The following is an 18,812-nucleotide window of genomic DNA, read 5'->3' as shown; positions in this document are numbered from 1 at the left end:
AAAAAGAGAAAAAGCTATGAAACGGATTCTTCTTGGAACGCTCTTCGCCGCTGTATCCATCAACGCTATGGCTCAAGCTCCAGGTGGTCCCGACTGCGGTTGGGGCAACATGCTGTTTGAAGGCCAGCGCGGTACCCCAGCTCACTTCCTGGCATCAACCACCAACGGCACCTCGGGTAACGCCACGTTCGGCATGACCTCCGGCACCAACGGCTGCTCGACCAACAGCGCCCTCACCTACGGCGGTAAATCCTGGCTTGCCATGAACGGCATGATGGATGAACTCTCCAAGGACATGGCAATGGGTCAGGGCGAAGCACTGACTACCTACGCCGTGGTACTGGGCGTTGCACCTGAGGATCGCGAGCACTTCGCGGCCGTCACTCATGAACACTTCTCGCAGATTTTCAGCAAGGCCGACGCCACTGCTGAAGACGTTCACACCAACACCGTCAACGTTCTGAAAAACGATCCGACTCTGGCCAAGTACGCTACTCAGGCTTAAAGTCGTTCGCCCGCCCTTCCTTCGCGAAGGGCGGGACTCTCTTTCTTGACTAGTTGCCCTCTATGCTCAAACGTCTTGTAACGCTGGCGCTGTTTGTCTGTGCCCCCTTGTCTGCCGCGCCTCATGCCACCGCAGACCGTTTGCAGCAAATGGCCAACGAGCCATTCTGGATTTCACTGGGCCACTATGAAGCCGGCAAGCTAGGTGGCTGGCGCAGCTACGTCACAGACCCCAAATTCTTTCTCGCCGCCGACGGTGCGCATGACCCGAAGGCAGAGCTGAGCGCCACGCTGGAGGCGATTTACGCCCCCGTGACCAACGAGCAAACCCACGCCCAGTGCGTGTACCCGGCACGTACCCGCTGGCTGCGCGATCAGTTGCACCTGACTGACCTGCCAACCCCGGACTGCAAGGAATTCAAGGCCTGGTACAAGGATGTGGCCCCGGACAGCACCGTACTGATTTTTCCGGCGGCCTACCTCAACAGCCCGTCCTCAATGTTTGGCCATACGCTGTTGCGCATCGACCCGGCCAGCGCAAAAACCAACAACACCACACTGTTGAGCTATGCGATCAACTTCGGTGCCTACATCGAAGGCATGGACAACAGCATTCTGTACGCCTGGAAAGGCCTGGCGGGCGGCTATCCGGGGCTGTTTGCCCTGGTGCCCTATCAGGAAGCTCTCGGAATACCGCAGCCTGGAAAACCGTGACCTGTGGGAGTACCGGCTGAACCTGACCGCAGAAGAAACCGGGCGCATGGTCGAGCACGTCTGGGAATTGAAACAGATCCGTTTCAGCTACTTTTTCTTTGATGAAAACTGCTCCTATCGCCTGCTGGAATTGTTGCAGGTCGCCCGACCGGGGCTGCACCTGACCGAACAGTTCGGCCTGACCGCAATCCCCACCGACACCGTAAAAGCCATCAAGGCCGCAGGGTTGGTGGAAAAGATCGACTATCGACCGTCCCGCGAGCGTGAATTGCTCAGCCGTGCAGCGCCCCTCGATGCCGACGAGCAGCAGTGGGTATTAAAAGTCAGCGCCGATCAGAAGCACTTGCAGGACAGCCAGTATCTGGCCCAGCCAAAAGAGCGCCGCGCGCTGATTCAGGATGCGGCCTATCGCCTTGAACGTTATCGCGCCAACGGCCTTGAACGCGACACGCAGCGCTCGCAACGCAGCTTCGAGCTGTTGCAGGCCATCAACCAGAACCCTCCGCCACAACTGGATATACCGCGCCCCGGCTTGCCGGAAGAAGGCCATGAGTCACGCACCTGGCAGTTGGGCGCGGGCACCCGCGGCGACAAGGCCTTCGCCGAATACGGCCTGCGCATGGCCTATCACGACCTGAACGACAACGCCTATGGCTTCCCGCTGGGCGCACAGATCGAGATTCTGCAGCTCAAGGTGCGGCAATACGAAGGCAACGATTGGCAAGTGCAGCAATTGGATCTGGCCACCATTCGTTCGCTGACGCCGCGTACCGAACTGCTGAAACCCTGGTCATGGCAAGTCACTGGCGGGCTGGAGCGTGTGTTAGGCAAGCATGGCGACGAAAACCTCGTCAGCCATGTGAACGGTGGCGGTGGCGGAACCTGGCAACTGGGTGACGAAGTGCTGGGCTTCGCGCTGGGCACGGTGCGTGTCGAGCACAACAATGATTTTGCCGAGTTCATTTCCCCTGCCGCTGGCTTCAACACAGGCGTGCTGTGGCGCAACCCGCTGGGCAACCTGAGCCTGGAAGCCAAAGGCGACTACTTCACCAACGGCGAAGTGCGTCGCAGTGTCAGCCTCAATCAGCAGTGGGAGCTGTCGCGCAACCTGGGCCTGCGCCTGAGCGCCCAACGCGAATTCAGCCAGATGAGCTCGCCACAGAATGAAGTGATGCTTGAGGTGAAGTGGTATCACTACTGATCGGGTAAAAAAATGAATGGCATCGCGCAAAGGACTGCGCAGGATCCTCTGCCAGCCGTTTAAGGCCCTTCTCCATGGTTTGCACAGCCAGATGCTCGCCACCCAGTGAGTCGGCCAATCGGGGATGGGCACCTTCGCGTTTCAGTGAAGGCCTGAACATTTCGTCGGCTGGCGCGCCCTCGTCAAAACGCTCCAGGTCCAGCGCCAGTGCCTGATTGAACAGCACGTTACTCAGCCGTGTCAGCGCCGGCTGGCGGTGATCAACCGACAAGCCATGCACACTGGCGGCGCCAGAATAATTGCCCGGCAATAGCTCATACGAAACGGCTGTTGCTGAATGAAGCGCAGTCTTGTTGGGTGCAAAACATCCCGTCAGGTGCCTGGCAATGGTACTTAGAACGCCCTTCGACGAGCTTCCCGTCGCAGAGGCGAACAACGCATAGGCTTGAGTTCCAGCGCCAGACTTTTTCACGAGGACTTCTCCGGCTAAAGCGCCACGGCATCTGGCCGTCGGGCTGTGTGGGCGGGCATTGGCGGGCGTCCGAATTCACTGCGGAAGGTTTCGATGACCTGCTTGATCTGCTCGGCAAGTGCCTGAGTGCTTTCAAGCGCGCGGGACAAATTGTCTGTGCCGTGCCCGGTGAGATCGTGCGTGTAACGCAGGCACAAGGTATTTTGCTCGATATCCAGCGCGATACTGGCGCCCAGAGTGTGGGCTGGCGACAAGTTCAAATGCAGCGCAAGCGCCAGCAGCCGCCCGTCCTGTTCAGGATCGATGTAGCTCAGGGTGCTGATGACAAAAAGCGCATCCCCGCCAGCAGCGGGCACCAACAGGCTGGTGTGACCGTTTTTCCCGTGCCACAGCAAATACCCTTCATCCCGAAGGGATTGCAAATCTGCGGCGTCGTATCCAAGCCGTTTCAGGCTGTGTTCTAGCAGTCCGGTTGCGAACGCGATCATGGCATAAGTACCTTGCAGTGAGTCCTGTCACTGAGTGGCGCTGGACGCGCAGGGGTTCCGGGCAACTAAGCCAATAACGCTATTATTGTGATATCACCTTTTCCCCGCGTCGTTTTTTACAAATAACTCACCTATACGCTTATAGATTCCACTCATCAATAGAGACAATCACCATGACGCTTTATTGGCTGTTGTTGTCGCTGGATCAGCGGTCGCCCGAGTCAGTGCAGCATTCCACCCCACACACGCCATCAGATCGACGCACGCACTGAAAACGCCGCTGCCTTTCCGGTTACTTTCGTGCGGACGCGAAGGTGACTGGACGATCTCCGCCCAGCCCTTGATTTCCCCATGAGCCATGACGAAAGTATGGGCCAATGTACCGACCAATGACTGCATCGTGATTTTTGCTGCTGGATGACCTGAGATATGTTCAACAACCACCTTTTCAATGCGGCTGTTGAGCTGCAATCCAGAAGCTTCTGTTTTAGGACTTCCAACCCGTGCTGGGGTGATACGACACCCGTTCATGCACGAGCGGCGGCAAAACACCAGCCACAGCTCTCATTGCGTCTAACTCCCGTCAGCGTTGTCCTGAACTTCTTTCAAATCCACATGCCAAGTACTGTGCATTTTCTTGAGCCCCACGACCTCGAAAGGAGTTTGAGGCGGGATAATCGCCTCTTTCTCGTAGGCGTTCATGGCGAACGGGCTTACATTGACCGCAGAGGTTGATTGAAGGTGCAGTGTCACGCTTGAGGTCAAACTGTTCGCAATTACCGAATCGGTCGATGTACTCATGAACGCTTCATCACGGTACGGCCGACCGGAATTGAAACGCTTCATGACCTCTTCATCAGACATGGTTTTTTCGATGCCTCGGTGAAGCGGGACAGCTACTTGATACTCGGGATCGCGGGCAAGCTTGGCGAGACCACTCTTCAGGGCCTCTACAATCGGAGGTACATCATCCTGGTGTTGATACCGAAGATGATGATTGATAGGTCTGTAGAGGCAAGTTGTGTAGAGGTGAACGGCGAGAAACTCATCATCACTAAAACGCGCAGCCTTTGGGTTTGAATCCTTCTTCGTGAGCGCTCGACCAATCATGGCATCGGCGGAGTCAATGCCCGAGAACATTCCTCCCGAAAGACCTTGAAGCCGCAAACGCTCGCGTTCGATCATAGAGGAAAGCGCCTGCTTCATGGGCGTATCTGACAGGCGTGGCGAGGGTGCTCTCGGCTGGCGTGTGCGGCTCGTCCCCTGAATGTTGCTGGAGTAATTCTGACTGAGCGTCTGCGCATGACTGGCGGACAGTTGTTGGCTGCTTGACGCATGGGAACCAAGGCACGGCGAAAAACAGCCGCCCAACTGTTTGAAAAAAGAAGGCGCAGGTGCTTTTCCAGTGGCCTTCGAAGTATCACTTTGAGGCGACGAGTAGGCGCTGCCATGAGCGCCCAGGGAAGGGTTAATATTCATAGGTGTTTCCTGTGACGGACGATAAAGAGATCAAGATGAAGAACGAGTCTTCTCGATTTCCTGCAACTTTATGTGCCAGCGACCAGCGTCAGTCTTTGCTTTGTCGGGGCCCCGGAAAGAGGGGCTTATAGGGAACAGCCCCTCGTGCTTATCACTAAGCCGCGTCAGCGACGCCTGACCATGTCGAATAGTTGCCGAGTATTAAAGGCACTGCGATATCACTTTTTCCATGCGCCGTTTTTAAAGTAACTCACCTATACGCTTCTAGACGCCTCTGATAATAAGAGGGAATCACCATGAAGTTCTATTGGCTGTCGTTGTCGCTGGCTGTTGTGCTGGCGGGTTGTCAGCCTACCCGATCAGCGGCTGAATGCTCGACTGGCTCGTCGGTCGCACGCGCTACGATGTGCTGCTGAGCTGCATTGTCAACACTGAAGCCGCGCCCCATGATGACGTGACTGAAAGGCTCGGTGTATAGCTTATCGTCCCACTGCTCATCCAGACCGTGGGGAGCAATACCCAGATTGACCTCCAGCATCGAGTGGTGGTCGTCCTGACCGAAATAACCGTAGCACGCATAGCGGACCAGCTCTTTGAATGCTTGCTCACTATCAAGCCCCAAGTCACGCAGGCAGCCGGGTGAAATAAAGCGTGCTACCGCCATGAAGCGCGACGCGGTACCGGATGGACCTGCGATCACTGGCTTACCCGATGCACTGGCCAGCCGGGCAAAATCGCTGCCTGGCTTCACCTTCCATACGCTGCTGCCATGACCTCTTAGAACTTGCAGATCATTATTCGCTGGGGACGATATGCCGAAACCCACTCTTGCCTGATTCGACGGATGATTAACCGGATTATGGCGATGAAAAGCCAACTCCCGTGCGCTGATCTGTGCCGAGCCGAGGTTTGAAGCAGACTCAAATGCCGCCTTGCCAATCTGTTCACGAGATTCACTGGCGCGGGCTGCCCAGCCGGACATTGCGTACAGATTTCCATCCGTGGTCTTCAGATAGTCCAGATCCACCAAGCCTTCCAGCTTGCGTTGCAAGGCAGGATCGGTCATCGAACGCTCGAGTATCCGCTTGAAGTTGTCACTCAACATAAGGTTAGTGAACAACGTGCCTTTCTCACGCAGTGTGCCAACCCGGCAGGTAGCCCGAATCGTTGCAGCATTCCAACCCACACAGCCCATTACATCGAAACGCGGACTCAGCACACCAGTGCCCTTACGGTTGCTGTCATGGGGACGCGAAGCAGCCTGGACGATTTCCGCCCAGCCCTTGATTTCACCTTGAGCCTTTACGAAAACACCTGTCAATGCCTCTACCAACGCACTCATTACCACCTTCGCCGCCGGGTGGTCAGCAATGTGTTCGATGACTGCCTTTTCGATACTGCTGTTGCGCTGGATATCACTGGGAACCGGCCTGGATATCTGCGCCGCAGTATCCACCCTCGTAAACGCGATGCCATACGTACCAGGTATCGAGTTATCGCTGACTGTTTTGATCATATGAGTCACTCGTCTGAATTATCTGCTATCTCGTTCAAATCGACGTGCCACTTATCGTCCTGCCTGCGCAGACCGGTTACTTTGAAAGGCGTCAGGGGCGAGATAAGCGCTTCGTCCTCGTATGGATTTTTCGAAAAGGGGCCTATATTGACAGCTGATGAGGACCGCAGGTGCAACGTAACGTCGGAGGTAAACTCTTCTGAAACCTGCATATGAGTTGATGTGCTCATGAACGCTTCATCACGATAGGTCTTACCCGGTTTGAAACGACTCATGACCTCGCCATCACTCATCTTTTGCTTGATGCCTCTATGAAGCTGGCTAGACACTTGATAATCAGGGTCTTGAGCAAGCTTTGCCAAACCACTTTTCAGTGCCTCGACAACCGGTGCAACATCATTGTTCGGGGCATACCGCAGATGATGATTGATCGGCCTATAAAGGATGAATCGCAAGAAATTCGTCGTCTGAAAAGCGCTCGCCAAACGGGTGGCCGTCTTTTTCATCAAACGCTTTTTTGATCATACTGTCTGGACGTTCTATATCCGAGGCCAATGACTTGGGTTGACTTTTAAGCCGTTTTCGCTCCTGTACGATCATTGAAGAAAGCGCCTGCTTCATAGGTGTGTCAGACAACCTGGGCGACGGTCCTTTTGGGGGCGTCGTGCGCAACTTTCCTTTAATATTGCTGGAATAGGTGTGGCTCAATACCTGCTCATGAGCGGGAGAAAGTATGGCCCCAGTAGAGCTGCTACCCAGGCAGGGTGAAAAACAGCCGCCGAGATGTTTGAGAAAGGATCCAGAGGGACCTTTCGATGCCGTCGATGCTGTGGATTGAGCTGAAGGGTAGCTGCTACCGTGGGCACCCGATACAGGACTGATATTCATACACAGCGTCTCTTATAGTCCGGAAGATTCGTCGCTCTCGTCGATTTCCTTGAGCTTTATATGCCACCTTCCCGAGTCTGTCCTGCTCTTGTCCGCCACCAGAAAGGGAGTATCAGGCGCAAAAATCCCTTCCTCTTCAGCACTCGACAGCGAAACTTGCCTGACGCGTACTGCAGAACGGCTCTCAATCTCCAATAATGGACTGCGTTGATACACAGGTGCTGATGCCTTGGCCTTGGAACTCTTGACCGTGTGCCTTGTAAACGTTGCATTGACCGTCGACAGATCAGGCGTGGCGCTGACAAACGTCTTGTCGCGGTATACCTCCCCAAGTTTGAAGTTCTTATGTATGAACTTGTCATCCACCACTTTGTTGATGCCGCGATAAAGTGTCTCTTTAACGACATTATCAGGATGCTCTGCCAAGCGTTTCAAGCCTTTATTCATGGCCTCCACCACCACTTTCATGTCCTCGGACGGCTTACCATCGCGAAGCTGATGATTGACAGCCCTGTAAAACGGCGTTGTGTACATGCGCAAAGCGAGGTACTCGTCGTCATCAAGGTGACCAAGCTCTGGATTTTTATCCTTACGCTGCAATGAGCGGTCAAAAGACTCGGTCGCCGATGAACCGTAGCCAAAGCGATCAAGCTCTCGGGCCAGTGCTCGTTTCAGAGGTGTGTTGTTAAGGCGTGTTTGCGGTCCGTTGCTGTAATCGTCCCGTACCGGTGCCTTGCCTTTGGAGCCGCTGCTGGATGACGCGTAATGCCCGAGCGCCGAATGACCAGAAGTGTTGCCAGAAACGAGCATCCCCTTGAAATGCTTGGCCAAACCACTCAGCAGCCCTTTTGAAGAGGACTTCTGCGCGGAATTCGTTGAAGTGTGTGCAGGCGATGTGGAGCCGGATATTTTCATACCAATCTCTTTTTATCGCATCAGAGCACTGGATTGCCGGGACAAAGACGTTTGCCCGGACGGACGCCCTTGGTCACGCCTGAAGGTTTCGATCACCTGCCTGACCTGTTCGGCCAGCGCCTGGGCGTTTTCGAGCGCAAGCAACAGGGTATCAGCCCCGCTCCCGCCAAGGTCATGGGTGTAGCGCAGGCATAACGTGTTTTGCTCGACATCGAGGGCTATGCAGGCGCTCATCGTATGGACAGGGGACAGGTTAAGGTGCAATGCAAGCGCCAGCAGACGTCCGTCATGCTCGGGGTCGATGTAGCTCAACGTGTTGATAACGAAAAGTGCATCCAGATCGGCCGAGGGCACCAGCAAGCTGGTCTGGTCGTTTTTCCCTTTCCACAGCAAGTACCCTTCTTCGCGCAGGGCCTGCAAAGCGGCGGCATCGTATCCCAGCTTTTTCAGGCTGTATTCAAGCTGACCGGTTGCGAACGCATTCATGACATTAATACCTAGCAATAAGACCTGTCCATTGAGTGGTAAAAAGCCTCGTCCGGTTCCAAATCAATGCTTCAAGCTACCGTGGCATTCGACGGGAGAAAAAAGCCACTATCGTGATATCACACATTCCCTACGTCGCTTTTACAAATAACCAACACATTTGCTTCTAGACTCCTCTCATAAGTAGAGGGAATCACCATGAAGCGTTATTGGCTGTCGTTGTCGCTGGCCATTGTGCTGGCGGGTTGTCAGTCCGCCCGCGAGCAGATGCTGGCCGAGGGTTACCCACCGGGTTTTGCCGATGGTTATCAGGACGGCTGTAGCAGTGGCCGCGATGCAGCAGGCGCCAGCACCGGCCAATTCAGGAAAAACGTGCCCCGCTACTTGAAAGACAAGCTGTACGCCGAAGGCTGGACCGACGGTTTCCGGCAGTGCCAGGCGTCGCAGAACAACCGTGACCGCCTCGACCCCGGCCAGGTTTTCAACGACCGCGACCGGGACTGGGAGCGGGAAAAAACCCGCAGTGCAGCCAAGGCCTATCGCCCGAACTGACGCTCAGCCAGGCTTGAAGATCGACGAAACCAATGCCCTCCTCGTGTGGCCCAATACCCATTAGGGAGGACATTTCATGAGTCGCGCATTCGTAAACGAAGACAACGCCGCCGCAGAGGCAGAACAACCGGTAGAGCGGCTGGTCAGTGCACAGACCAATTACGTGACGGCGCACGGCCTGAGGTTACTCAAAGAGCATGTCAGCAGCCTTCAGGCCCAGCACAGCGCGCAAAGTGCGCTGGGTGAAGCCTCTGACAAACAACGCCTCGCCGACCTGGAGCGTGACCTGCGTTACTTCAACCAGCGCCTGCAAAGCGCGCAGGTAGTTGCGCCGGCCCTGTCGACCGAGAAGGTGCAGATTGGCAGCTGGATCACGTTTGCGGACGAAGACGACAACCATCAGCGTGTGCAGTTGGTTGGTGAAGATCAGGCCGATGCGGCCAAGGGGCTGATCAACTGGGGTTCACCACTGGGCCGCGCCTTGATCGGCGCGCAGAAAGGCGACGAGGTGACATGGCAGCGCCCCGCGGGAGATTTGTCGATTGAAGTGCTGCTGATCGAAGCCGATCATTAGGGCCGGCGACGGCAGCGCCGCTCCCGAACGGGAACAGCGCTGCCGGGGCTGATCAGGCCAGTTTCTTGTGACGTACGCGGTGTGGCTGGGCAGCAGCTTCGCCCAGACGCTTCTTGCGATCCGCTTCATACTCGGTGTAGTTGCCCTCGAAGAAGATCGCTTGCGAATCATCTTCGTACGCCAGAATGTGCGTGGCCACGCGGTCAAGGAACCACCGATCGTGGGAGATCACAATGGCGGCGCCCGGGAAGTCCAGCAGCGCTTCCTCCAGCGAACGCAGGGTTTCAACGTCGAGGTCGTTGGACGGTTCGTCGAGCAGCAGCACGTTGCCGCCCTCTTTAAGGGTCAACGCCAAGTGCAGACGACCGCGCTCACCACCGGACAGGTCCTTGACGAACTTCTGCTGATCGCCACCCTTGAAGTTGAAACGGCCCACGTAGGTGCGCGACGGGATTTCATAGTTGCCGATACGGATCACGTCGGAACCATCGGAAACCGCCTGGAACACCGACTTGCTGCCGTCTAGGTCATCACGGCTCTGGTCGACACAGGCCAGTTGCACCGTTTCGCCAACTTCGATGCTGCCCGAATCCGGTTGTTCCTTGCCCATCAGCATGCGGAACAGGGTCGATTTACCGGCACCGTTACCGCCGATCACGCCAACGATGGCGCCTTTGGGCATGGAGAACGACAGGTTGTCGATCAACACACGGTCGCCGTAACCCTTGGTGACGTTCTTGAACTCGATGACCTTGTCGCCCAGACGCGGACCGGCCGGGATGTAGATCTCGTTGGTCTCACTGCGCTTCTGGAATTCCTGCGACTGCATTTCTTCAAAGCGTTGCAGACGCGCCTTGGATTTGGACTGACGTGCCTTGGCGCCCTTGCGGACCCATTCCAGCTCGTCTTTCATGGCCTTTTCATGGGCTGTCTGCTGCTTTGATTCCTGAGCCAGACGGTCAGATTTCGCTTCCAGCCAGCCAGAATAGTTGCCTTCATAAGGAATGCCCGCGCCGCGGTCGAGTTCCAGAATCCAGCCCGCCACGTTATCCAGGAAGTAACGGTCGTGCGTGATCGCAACCACGGTGCCCGGGAAATCGTGCAGGAAATGCTCCAGCCAGGCGACGGAATCGGCGTCCAGGTGGTTGGTCGGTTCGTCGAGCAGCAGCATGTCGGGGGCGGACAACAGCAGACGGCACAGCGCGACACGGCGCTTTTCACCGCCGGACAGTACCGAAACCTTCGCATCCCAGGCAGGCAAACGCAGCGCATCGGCAGCGACTTCGAGTTGACGCTCCAGGTTATGACCGTCGCTGGCTTGCAGGATCGACTCAAGCTTGGCCTGCTCGGCCGCCAGCTTGTCGAAATCAGCGTCCGGCTCGGCATATTCAGCGTAAACCTGATCAAGACGCGCCTGGGCGTCCTTGATGACGCTGACCGCCTCTTCAACCACTTCACGAACCGTCTTTTCCGGATCAAGTTGTGGCTCTTGCGGCAGATACCCCACGTTCAGTTCCGGCATCGGGCGCGCTTCGCCATCAAATTCGGTATCGACGCCGGCCATGATCTTCAACAGCGTTGACTTACCCGAACCGTTGAGGCCCAGCACGCCAATCTTGGCGCCGGGGAAGAAAGAAAGAGAGATGTTTTTCAGGATTTCACGCTTCGGCGGCACAACTTTGCTCAGCCGATGCATGGTGTAGACGTATTGAGCCATGGAATGAAAACCTAGCGTCTGTGATGAGGACCGATTTGAAGCGCGAGCTTAAAGCTCCGGCCGGAAAAAAGCTTTTATTTGTCCGTAAGACTTGCCGCGAGACCGTTCCGAGCCTTGAATAAAACCAGGTAGAAGCAGATCGGGCAGTGCTGGCAACTATAAAGCCTGGTCGGTATTGCAAAGAGTGGAGTCACTCGTGCAGGAGTCGGTAGATACCGCGCGTTGCGCAAAGCTACCCGAATGCAGCCTGCAGGGCAAACGATCCGGCCCAATGGGGCTGGCACTCTGCCACAAGTAAAGGCATGCTAGCCGCCCTTTAAGCGACGGGCATTTTTGCACTAAGCATTACGGCTTCCAGTCCAGCAGTCAGGGAACAACGATTTGCCCACTTCAACGCCTTTGCCGTCATCCCATGTTGCTGCAGACAGTGCGACAAGGCCTCTGCGTGGGTCAGTGAAAGGTGTATTGGCGGCGCTGGTCTTGGTGATGCTTGCCATGTTGCTCTGGCAATTGATCGAGCAGTTTCACCAGACTCAGGAACGCCAGCGTCAGCGCAGCCTGGAATACAGCATCCAGCTTTCCGACCTGATGAGCCTGAACATGGCGCTCAAGGCGCAGATCGCCATGAACCTGCTGGACGAGGCGCAATCGTCCGGGGAACGCCTGGAGCAGCCCGTCATGCTGGCAGGCCTGCGCACTGCCCTGCCCGCGCTGCGCAGCGTTGCTCGCCTGAACCCGGCCGGTGACATCGTCAGCGACAGCGCCGAAGTGCCCCGCGACGGCGACTTCCTCAGGCATGCCATGAGGCAGGCGCTGGGCCGCCCTTATTTCTACACCAGTACCGACGACGGCAACCAGCTCTACGTGCTGATTCGCCAGGGCGGCGGCATTACCGGCGACTATTGGGCGCTGCGCATGGCACCGGACGCGCTGAAAGACCTGGCCAGCCAGCCGGCTCAGGACTTTCAGCACGTGTGGCGTCTGGAGCAACGCAAGACACAACGGGTCATCCTCCGCGAACCGCTGCCCTCCAATGATGCCGACAGCGGTCTGTCCGAAACCATTCTTCTGCAACCGCTCAGCAACAGTGACTGGCAGCTGCGCGGCCTGTTCGACACCTACAAGGCGCGCAGCGAACTGCTCACGCCACTGATCGGCAAATGCGTGATCGGCCTGCTGCTCTCGATCCTGCCATTGATCGCATTGATCAGCCTGTGCCGACGTCAGCGCCAGATGCTGCAAAGTCGACGCCGCTATCGGGACATCTTCGAAGGCGCGGGCGTGGCGATCTGCGTGATGGACATGTCTGGCCTGCAGGAGCAACTCGACGCCCTTCAGATCAGCACGGGCGAAGAGTTTGATCGGCTGCTCAAGAGCCAGCCTGCCTCGCTGAAAAGGCTGCTGCAGCAACTGCGCATCAACGAGCTCAACGAAGTTGCGCTTGGCCTGCTGGAAATCGAGTGCAACGAACAGGCCTGGCAGCAGTTGATCGAGGGCGAATCGCGCACGCGCCCAGGCATCGGCATTCAGGTGATACATGCCGTGCTTGCCAGACAGACACGATTGGAACTGGAAATCTGCCTGACACGTGCAAGTGGTCAGGACCAGCATCTGTGGCTGGTCATGCGCCTGCCCGAAGCGCGTAGCGACTTCGATGCCGTGATTCTCAGCATCGGCGACATCACCAGCCGCAAACAGACCGAGCTGTCACTGCTGGACCGCGAAAGCTTCTGGTCCGATGTGATCCGCACCGTGCCGGACCACCTGTATGTGCAGGACGTGCTCAGCCAGCGCATGATCTACAGCAACCACCATTTTGGCCATACGCTGGGCTACAACAAGTTCGAACTGCGCGCGATGGGCGAGTTCTTCTGGGAAATACTGCTGCACCCGGACGATGCCAAGAGCTATCAGGACATGCGCCTGCGCCAGCGCCACCACGGGCACAACGAGTTGCTGCAATGCGTGCTGCGCTTTCGCGATCACGAGAACAACTGGCGTTGCTTCGACGTGCGCGAGCAGGCACTGGCCTGGGACACAGAACATCTTGTCACGCGCATCATCGGCATTGCCAAGGACATCACCGAGCAGGTTGCGTCCAGCCAGTCGCTGCGCGACAGCGAACAGCGCTACCGTATGCTCGCCGAAAGCATCAGCGACGTGATCTTTTCCACCGACGCCCATCTGACCGTCAATTACGTCAGCCCCTCGGTCGAGCGCGCACTGGGTTACAGCGCCGACTGGATTACCCGGAACGGCTGGTCTGCCGCCATTGCCAACCCCCAGCAACTGACCGGTTTTGATGCGCTCATCAGCCGCATCAGCAAAGTGCTCCACAAGCCGCAGGAACTGGCGCGGTTGCGCGACGAAGTGACCACCCGGATGTTTCTGTTCGACTGCCTGCGTGCAGACGGTCGCAAGATCCCGGTGGAACTGCGCGTGGTACTGGTATGGGATGAACACGGCAATTTCGAGGGCATTTTCGGCGTCGGCAGGGACATCAGCCAGCAACGCCGCGCCGAAAAGGACCTGCGCATGGCTGCCACAGTATTTGAGCATTCCACCTCGGCCATCCTCATCACCGACCCCGCAGGCTATATCGTGCAGGCCAACGAGGCCTTCACGCGCGTCAGCGGCTACGAAGTCGCTCAGGTGCTCGACCAACTGCCGGGCATGCTCACCGTTGAAAGCGAACAGGAAGCGCACTTGCGCTACATCCTCAGGCAGTTGAACGGGCAAGGCACCTGGGAAGGTGAAATCAGGCTCAAGCGACGCAACGGCGAACACTATCCGGCCTGGGTCGGCATCACGGCAGTGGTCGATGACGAAGGCGACCTGGCCAGTTATGTGTGCTTCTTCAGCGACATCAGCGAGCGCAAGGCCAGTGAGGACCGCATCCACCGCCTGGCTTATTACGATGCGCTGACGCACCTGCCCAACCGCACACTGTTTCAGGATCGCCTGCATTCGGCGTTGCAGCAGGCGGAGCGCCAGCAGGCCTGGGTGGTGCTGATGTTCCTCGACCTCGACCGTTTCAAACCGATCAATGACTCTCTGGGCCATGCCGCCGGCGACCGGATGCTGCAGGAAATGGCCACGCGCCTGCTGGCCTGTGTATCCGCTGACGACACCGTGGCACGCATGGGCGGTGATGAATTCACGCTGTTGCTGCAACCGGACATCACGCGCGAAGCCGCGCTGACGCGCGCCATTCACGTGGCCGAGCGGATCCTGACCAGTCTGGTGACGCCGTTTGTGCTTGAAGGCCGTGAGTTCTTTGTCACCGCCAGTATCGGCATCGCGCTCAGCCCGCAGGACGGTAGCGAACTGAGCAAGTTGATGAAGAACGCCGACACGGCGATGTATCACGCCAAAGAGCGCGGCAAAAATAACTTCCAGTTCTACCAGACCGACATGAACGCCACGGCGCTGGAGCGTCTGGAGCTGGAGAGCGATCTGCGTCACGCCCTGGAACAGCAGGAGTTCACCCTCTATTACCAGCCGCAGTTCAGTGGTGACGGCAAACGCCTGACGGGCGCGGAAGCGTTGCTGCGCTGGCGCCATCCGCGTCGCGGGCTGGTGCCGCCGAACGACTTCATCCCGGTGCTCGAAGAGCTCGGGCTGGTGGTGGAAGTCGGCGACTGGGTGCTCACCGAAGCCTGTCGCCAGCTCAAGCACTGGCATCAGGCGAAAGTTCGCGTGCCGAAAGTATCGGTGAACATCTCGGCGCGGCAATTCTCGGACGGCCAGTTGGGTAAACGCATCGCCCACATACTGGAGCAGACGGGTCTGTCGCCTGCCTGTCTTGAGCTGGAACTGACCGAAAGCATCCTGATGCGCGAGGTCAACGAGGCCATGCAGATCCTCGACGGCCTGAAAAACCTTGGCTTGAGCATCGCCGTCGATGACTTCGGCACCGGATACTCGTCGCTGAATTACCTCAAACAGTTCCCGATCGACGTGCTGAAGATCGATCGCACCTTCGTCGATGGCCTGCCCTCAGGCGAACAGGACGCCCAGATCGCCCGCGCCATCATCGCCATGGCCCACAGCCTGAACCTCTCGGTCATCGCCGAGGGCGTGGAAACCCACGAACAACTGGAATTCCTGCGCGAGCACGGCTGTGACGAAGTCCAGGGCTACCTCTTCGGCCGCCCTATGCCACCCAAACAATTCGAAGCGCAATTCAGCAACGACGCATTGTTTATGCTGGATTGAGGCGGCTGTGAGCTTCAAGCTTCAAGCTTCAAGCTTCAAGCTTCAAGAACCGATCACATTCCAGACTTTTGGCTTGTAGCTTGCAGCTTGCAGCTTGCCCCTCAAACCCTATCTGCGCCCGACGGCGATGTTTGCCCGCCAGTCGTTTGCGCGGCAACAGGCGTCGCGTGCGATCCGTTTATGTACCGGAAGCTTTCATAGAAGCTCGCCACCATTTGCCCGCCTGCGGCCCTTACGGGAACTGCCGCCTGCAGCGCGCCGACTGCGCCACCCAGCCGCGATGTGCTGACGTAATTCCCGGCCCAGGAGGCTGCTGCCTTGCCAGCCTGGTGTGCCGCCTTGCCCTTTTCGGTCATGTAGCTCAAGCCCTTGCCGGCAGCCGAGCCTGCCACTTCACCGACCATGCCGGGCAATGTGAGGTTGGCGGCGGTCAGCACTGCCGCACCGGCGGCATAGCCTTTCAACCCTTTGTCGAGGAAGTTCCAGGCCTTGTTGACCCCCAGGAACCCGGTCATCACCAGGTTCAGCCCGACGATTTCCTTGAAGACCTGAACCGCCTTCTGCATGTCGACGTCAGGGTTTATCGCCATTTTGAGCATTTCCGAAGCGCACCACACGCCGTCCGCTGCGTAGTCGGCTTTACCAACCATGCTTTTCATCAGCATCACCAGCGCAGCACCGATCCCCGCAGTCAGCGCAACCAGGCCCATTTTGGGGTAGAAATCCGCGTCAGCCTTGCGCTCGGTCACAGGCAATGCCTGGCCTGTGCGCATGGCCTCGCCTGCTTCAAAAGCAGCCTTGAACTCACTGCTCTTGGTGCCTAGGTACGTCAGGCTCGAGTTCATGATGTCGGTAATGCTGTTGTCTTGCTTGTAAGCTTCGGTCGCGACTTTCATCTGCTGAGCGAAATGCTCACTGACATTGAAGTGATTGACCACTGCACTGTGGTCCTCCTCGGAAATGTCGGCATCCCCCGTGTCCTGCCTGGAGAGCTTGCTTTTCGCGAGCTTGAAGGCCGACGCGATCGACTCCCGGTTGAACACTGCCAGCGTGGCGGCGCCGGACGTCACGGCGGTTGCGATGCCGAAACCGACCTGCTCCAGCAGCTTTTCGTTCTTGGCAAAGGTGGGCTGCGCCACGATGGCGTTGGCCAGCACCGTGACGAAATAGCGGTTGAGCCCGTGGTCGATGTTGGTTCGGGTGTTGGTCAGCTCGTTCATCATCAGGCCGGCCATGAACACCGCATTCTTGGTGAAGTGTGCAACCAGCGATGAACTGTAGGAATTGTCTTTGCTGACGAACGCCACTGCCAGGGGCAACGGCGCCAAGGCCAGCAGCATCGCCGGACTCGCGGCAACGCGGCTCATGAACGAGGCGCCGCTCTTGAGTGTCGCCAGCTCGGTGTTCATGCTCTTGTTGAGGCTGAGCAATTCGTCGCGCACGTGAGGCGGGAGCCCCGACCGGTTCAGGACCTCGGGCAGGCGCTCGTTATGCGCGTGCCAAGCCTCGAGCTGCCCTTGGCCGTTGGCTTCGATGATCGCGCCGAGCATTTCCCGCTCCGCCTCGGTCAGCGCAGACGACGGTTTATCCAGCAGCGGCTTCAGCCCCTCGGACGTCGTGCTCGTCGCCTTGGGCAGGTTTTCAAGATCGGCCAGTTGCTCGTCGGTCAACACCAGCGAACCATCGGCCAGGGCCAGACGAAGCTTTTCGTCGAACCCCATGCCGCCCTGCGCCTCGATGTCACCCTCGCTGGCAGGAGGCAGCGCGGTATTGCTGACAATCGTGCGCTGCTCGTCAGTGAGCTGAATCGCATACCTGTTCAGAAATGCGTGCATCTGCGCGGGCGAAAGGTGCGGTGCAGGAGTACGCAACAAGGCCAGCAGTTTCTTGTCGTCCATGGGCGCAACCGCCCCATAGGCATCGAACTTGCGCACCAGCTTGCCACCCGCTTTGAGCAACGCCTGGCTCCGCGTCAGCGCGGGCTCGACGCTCTCACGACCGTGTACCGGGCTTTCCCCGGCCTCGCTGACGATCTCTTCCGAGCCTTTCAAAAGAGCGCTTTCACGCAACTTTGTCAGCAGCTCACCCGCCGCGTCCTTAAGAGAGCGCAAATCTTTCTGGGTGGGCATATCCGGGCAATGCTCAATCAAAGCCGCCAGAATGGCTGGCAGCTTCTCCAACGCCTCAAGCGTATCGGCCTGCGCGCGGAGCAGACCGGTCGTTTCCCCGGCAGGATCACTCAGGCTTACGTTTAGCGCCGCCGTGCTATCCCTGGCCGTGCGAATGAAATGGCCGAACGATTCGTAAGGTGCCTGCCCGTCAAGCTTCTCGGCCAGCACCTTTGGATCAAGCTGAGTCAATGCCAGCAGATCCGCCACACCTCGTGTTTGAGTGTGCGACGTGCCGGTCAACATCGCGAGAGACTGATGCAGCCGCGCCGTCTTCAATCCTTCGCAGGCCTGGGACAGAGGTACATGGGACGCATTAGACGCAGGCGTATCCGCCAACTGGCGCATGCAACGATCAAGCACGTCTTTCAACACGTGCTGGTGTTCTTCGGTGGCCAGCAGATGCGAGCCCTGCTCGGTCATCGCGGCAGCGGCGAGCTCTTTGCCCAGCAGGGCAAGCTCGGGACCAGACGGATTCTCTTTCGCCAGCTCGCGCTGAAGATTGTTCAGCAGGTGCACCGCATCCTGCGCCGGCGCAGTAGACGTGCGCCCGAATGCCTCAGACAGTTTGCCTTTGGCGACAAACGCCCGGGTGCGGACCTGCTGCGGCGATTGCTCGAGGCTACTTGCAGCATCGCAAGCCGGTTGAGAGGCATCCGGCGAGGATGAATGAGAGGAGCGCGTGATCTGAGATGGCATCATGGCATTTTCCCTACGGTCGGTGGTTCCGATAATCAAAGGTCGGGGCTAAGTGGCGCTCGATCCGGAACGGTTCCCGGTGACAGGGGAAAAATCGACGCACGACCGTTCGGCGGTCTGTGGCGGAGGGTCAAGAAATGTATGCCTGCGCGATGTTGATCTGCGTCTCAGCCTCTGGAGACACCCGCGTGAGCCCCATCGCTACTCAAGATGATTCCCTT

13 protein-coding genes and 2 pseudogenes are annotated in these 18,812 nt (G+C 57.8%); 5 read left to right on the top strand and 10 right to left on the bottom strand.

The genetic code is table 11. From position 1 onward, the window contains the following. Positions 1 to 16 precede the first annotated feature (16 nt). Positions 17 to 505, top strand: coding sequence for a DUF3015 domain-containing protein (locus QRN38_RS20650; RefSeq protein WP_003379721.1), 489 nt, complete (start codon positions 17 to 19; stop codon positions 503 to 505). Positions 506 to 567: 62 nt separating this feature from the next. Further along, positions 568 to 2,419, top strand: a pseudogene (locus QRN38_RS20645) (Lnb N-terminal periplasmic domain-containing protein). Here QRN38_RS20645 and QRN38_RS28060 read toward each other — a convergent pair. The 8 genes and pseudogenes from QRN38_RS28060 to QRN38_RS20605 form a co-directional block, all read right to left on the bottom strand. Then, positions 2,358 to 2,645 (bottom strand): type III effector, encoded by a 288-nt coding sequence (locus QRN38_RS28060; RefSeq protein WP_162491794.1) that lies wholly within the window; start codon positions 2,643 to 2,645, stop codon positions 2,358 to 2,360. The pseudogene QRN38_RS20645 and the gene QRN38_RS28060 sit on opposite strands and share 62 nt — an antisense overlap. 260 nt (positions 2,646 to 2,905) lie before the next feature. After that, positions 2,906 to 3,379, bottom strand: a complete 474-nt coding sequence (locus QRN38_RS20635; protein ID WP_007243769.1) for a CesT family type III secretion system chaperone — start codon at positions 3,377 to 3,379, stop codon at positions 2,906 to 2,908. Positions 3,380 to 3,547: 168 nt separating this feature from the next. Beyond that, complete coding sequence (locus tag QRN38_RS20630; protein WP_225982976.1) at positions 3,548 to 3,850, bottom strand: type III effector; 303 nt, start codon at positions 3,848 to 3,850, stop codon at positions 3,548 to 3,550. Between the two features lie 102 nt (positions 3,851 to 3,952). Then, positions 3,953 to 4,858: an ADP-ribosyltransferase domain-containing protein gene (locus tag QRN38_RS20625; RefSeq protein WP_080439122.1), complete on the bottom strand. Its 906-nt coding sequence runs from the start codon at positions 4,856 to 4,858 to the stop codon at positions 3,953 to 3,955. A gap of 346 nt (positions 4,859 to 5,204) precedes the next feature. Beyond that, on the bottom strand, positions 5,205 to 6,374 hold the full coding sequence (locus tag QRN38_RS20620) for a type III effector (protein WP_007243772.1): 1,170 nt from the start codon (positions 6,372 to 6,374) through the stop codon (positions 5,205 to 5,207). 5 nt (positions 6,375 to 6,379) lie between these two features. Further along, positions 6,380 to 7,262 (bottom strand): annotated as a pseudogene (locus QRN38_RS20615) (ADP-ribosyltransferase domain-containing protein). Between the two features lie 12 nt (positions 7,263 to 7,274). Further along, the gene (locus QRN38_RS20610) at positions 7,275 to 8,177 is read right to left on the bottom strand and encodes an ADP-ribosyltransferase domain-containing protein (protein ID WP_080439230.1); all 903 of its coding nucleotides are present in this window, start codon (positions 8,175 to 8,177) and stop codon (positions 7,275 to 7,277) included. 12 nt (positions 8,178 to 8,189) lie between these two features. Further along, complete coding sequence (locus QRN38_RS20605; RefSeq protein ID WP_005770157.1) at positions 8,190 to 8,663, bottom strand: CesT family type III secretion system chaperone; 474 nt, start codon at positions 8,661 to 8,663, stop codon at positions 8,190 to 8,192. Positions 8,664 to 8,861: 198 nt separating this feature from the next. Between QRN38_RS20605 and QRN38_RS20600 the strand changes: the two genes are divergently transcribed. Further along, the gene (locus QRN38_RS20600) at positions 8,862 to 9,215 is read left to right on the top strand and encodes a lipoprotein (protein WP_005770159.1); all 354 of its coding nucleotides are present in this window, start codon (positions 8,862 to 8,864) and stop codon (positions 9,213 to 9,215) included. Between the two features lie 76 nt (positions 9,216 to 9,291). Next, positions 9,292 to 9,789 (top strand): GreA/GreB family elongation factor, encoded by a 498-nt coding sequence (locus QRN38_RS20595; protein ID WP_005770161.1) that lies wholly within the window; start codon positions 9,292 to 9,294, stop codon positions 9,787 to 9,789. A 52-nt stretch (positions 9,790 to 9,841) separates the two neighbouring features. Here QRN38_RS20595 and ettA read toward each other — a convergent pair whose 3' ends face one another. Further along, positions 9,842 to 11,506: an energy-dependent translational throttle protein EttA gene (gene ettA / locus QRN38_RS20590; protein ID WP_005620563.1), complete on the bottom strand. Its 1,665-nt coding sequence runs from the start codon at positions 11,504 to 11,506 to the stop codon at positions 9,842 to 9,844. Positions 11,507 to 11,887: 381 nt separating this feature from the next. Here ettA and QRN38_RS20585 point away from each other — a divergent pair, with 381 nt between their 5' ends. After that, positions 11,888 to 15,724, top strand: coding sequence for a sensor domain-containing protein (locus QRN38_RS20585; RefSeq protein WP_285362457.1), 3,837 nt, complete (start codon positions 11,888 to 11,890; stop codon positions 15,722 to 15,724). A 101-nt stretch (positions 15,725 to 15,825) separates the two neighbouring features. Here QRN38_RS20585 and QRN38_RS20580 read toward each other — a convergent pair whose 3' ends face one another. Then, complete coding sequence (locus QRN38_RS20580; RefSeq protein ID WP_007243778.1) at positions 15,826 to 18,591, bottom strand: HopW family type III effector protein; 2,766 nt, start codon at positions 18,589 to 18,591, stop codon at positions 15,826 to 15,828. Between the last annotated feature and the right edge of the window lie 221 nt (positions 18,592 to 18,812).

The sequence above is a fragment of the Pseudomonas sp. CFBP2511 genome (genome assembly GCF_030209255.1).
In the GTDB taxonomy this organism is placed as follows: Bacteria; Pseudomonadota; Gammaproteobacteria; order Pseudomonadales; family Pseudomonadaceae; genus Aquipseudomonas; species Aquipseudomonas avellanae.
This window is presented reverse-complemented; position numbering and strand designations above follow the sequence as displayed.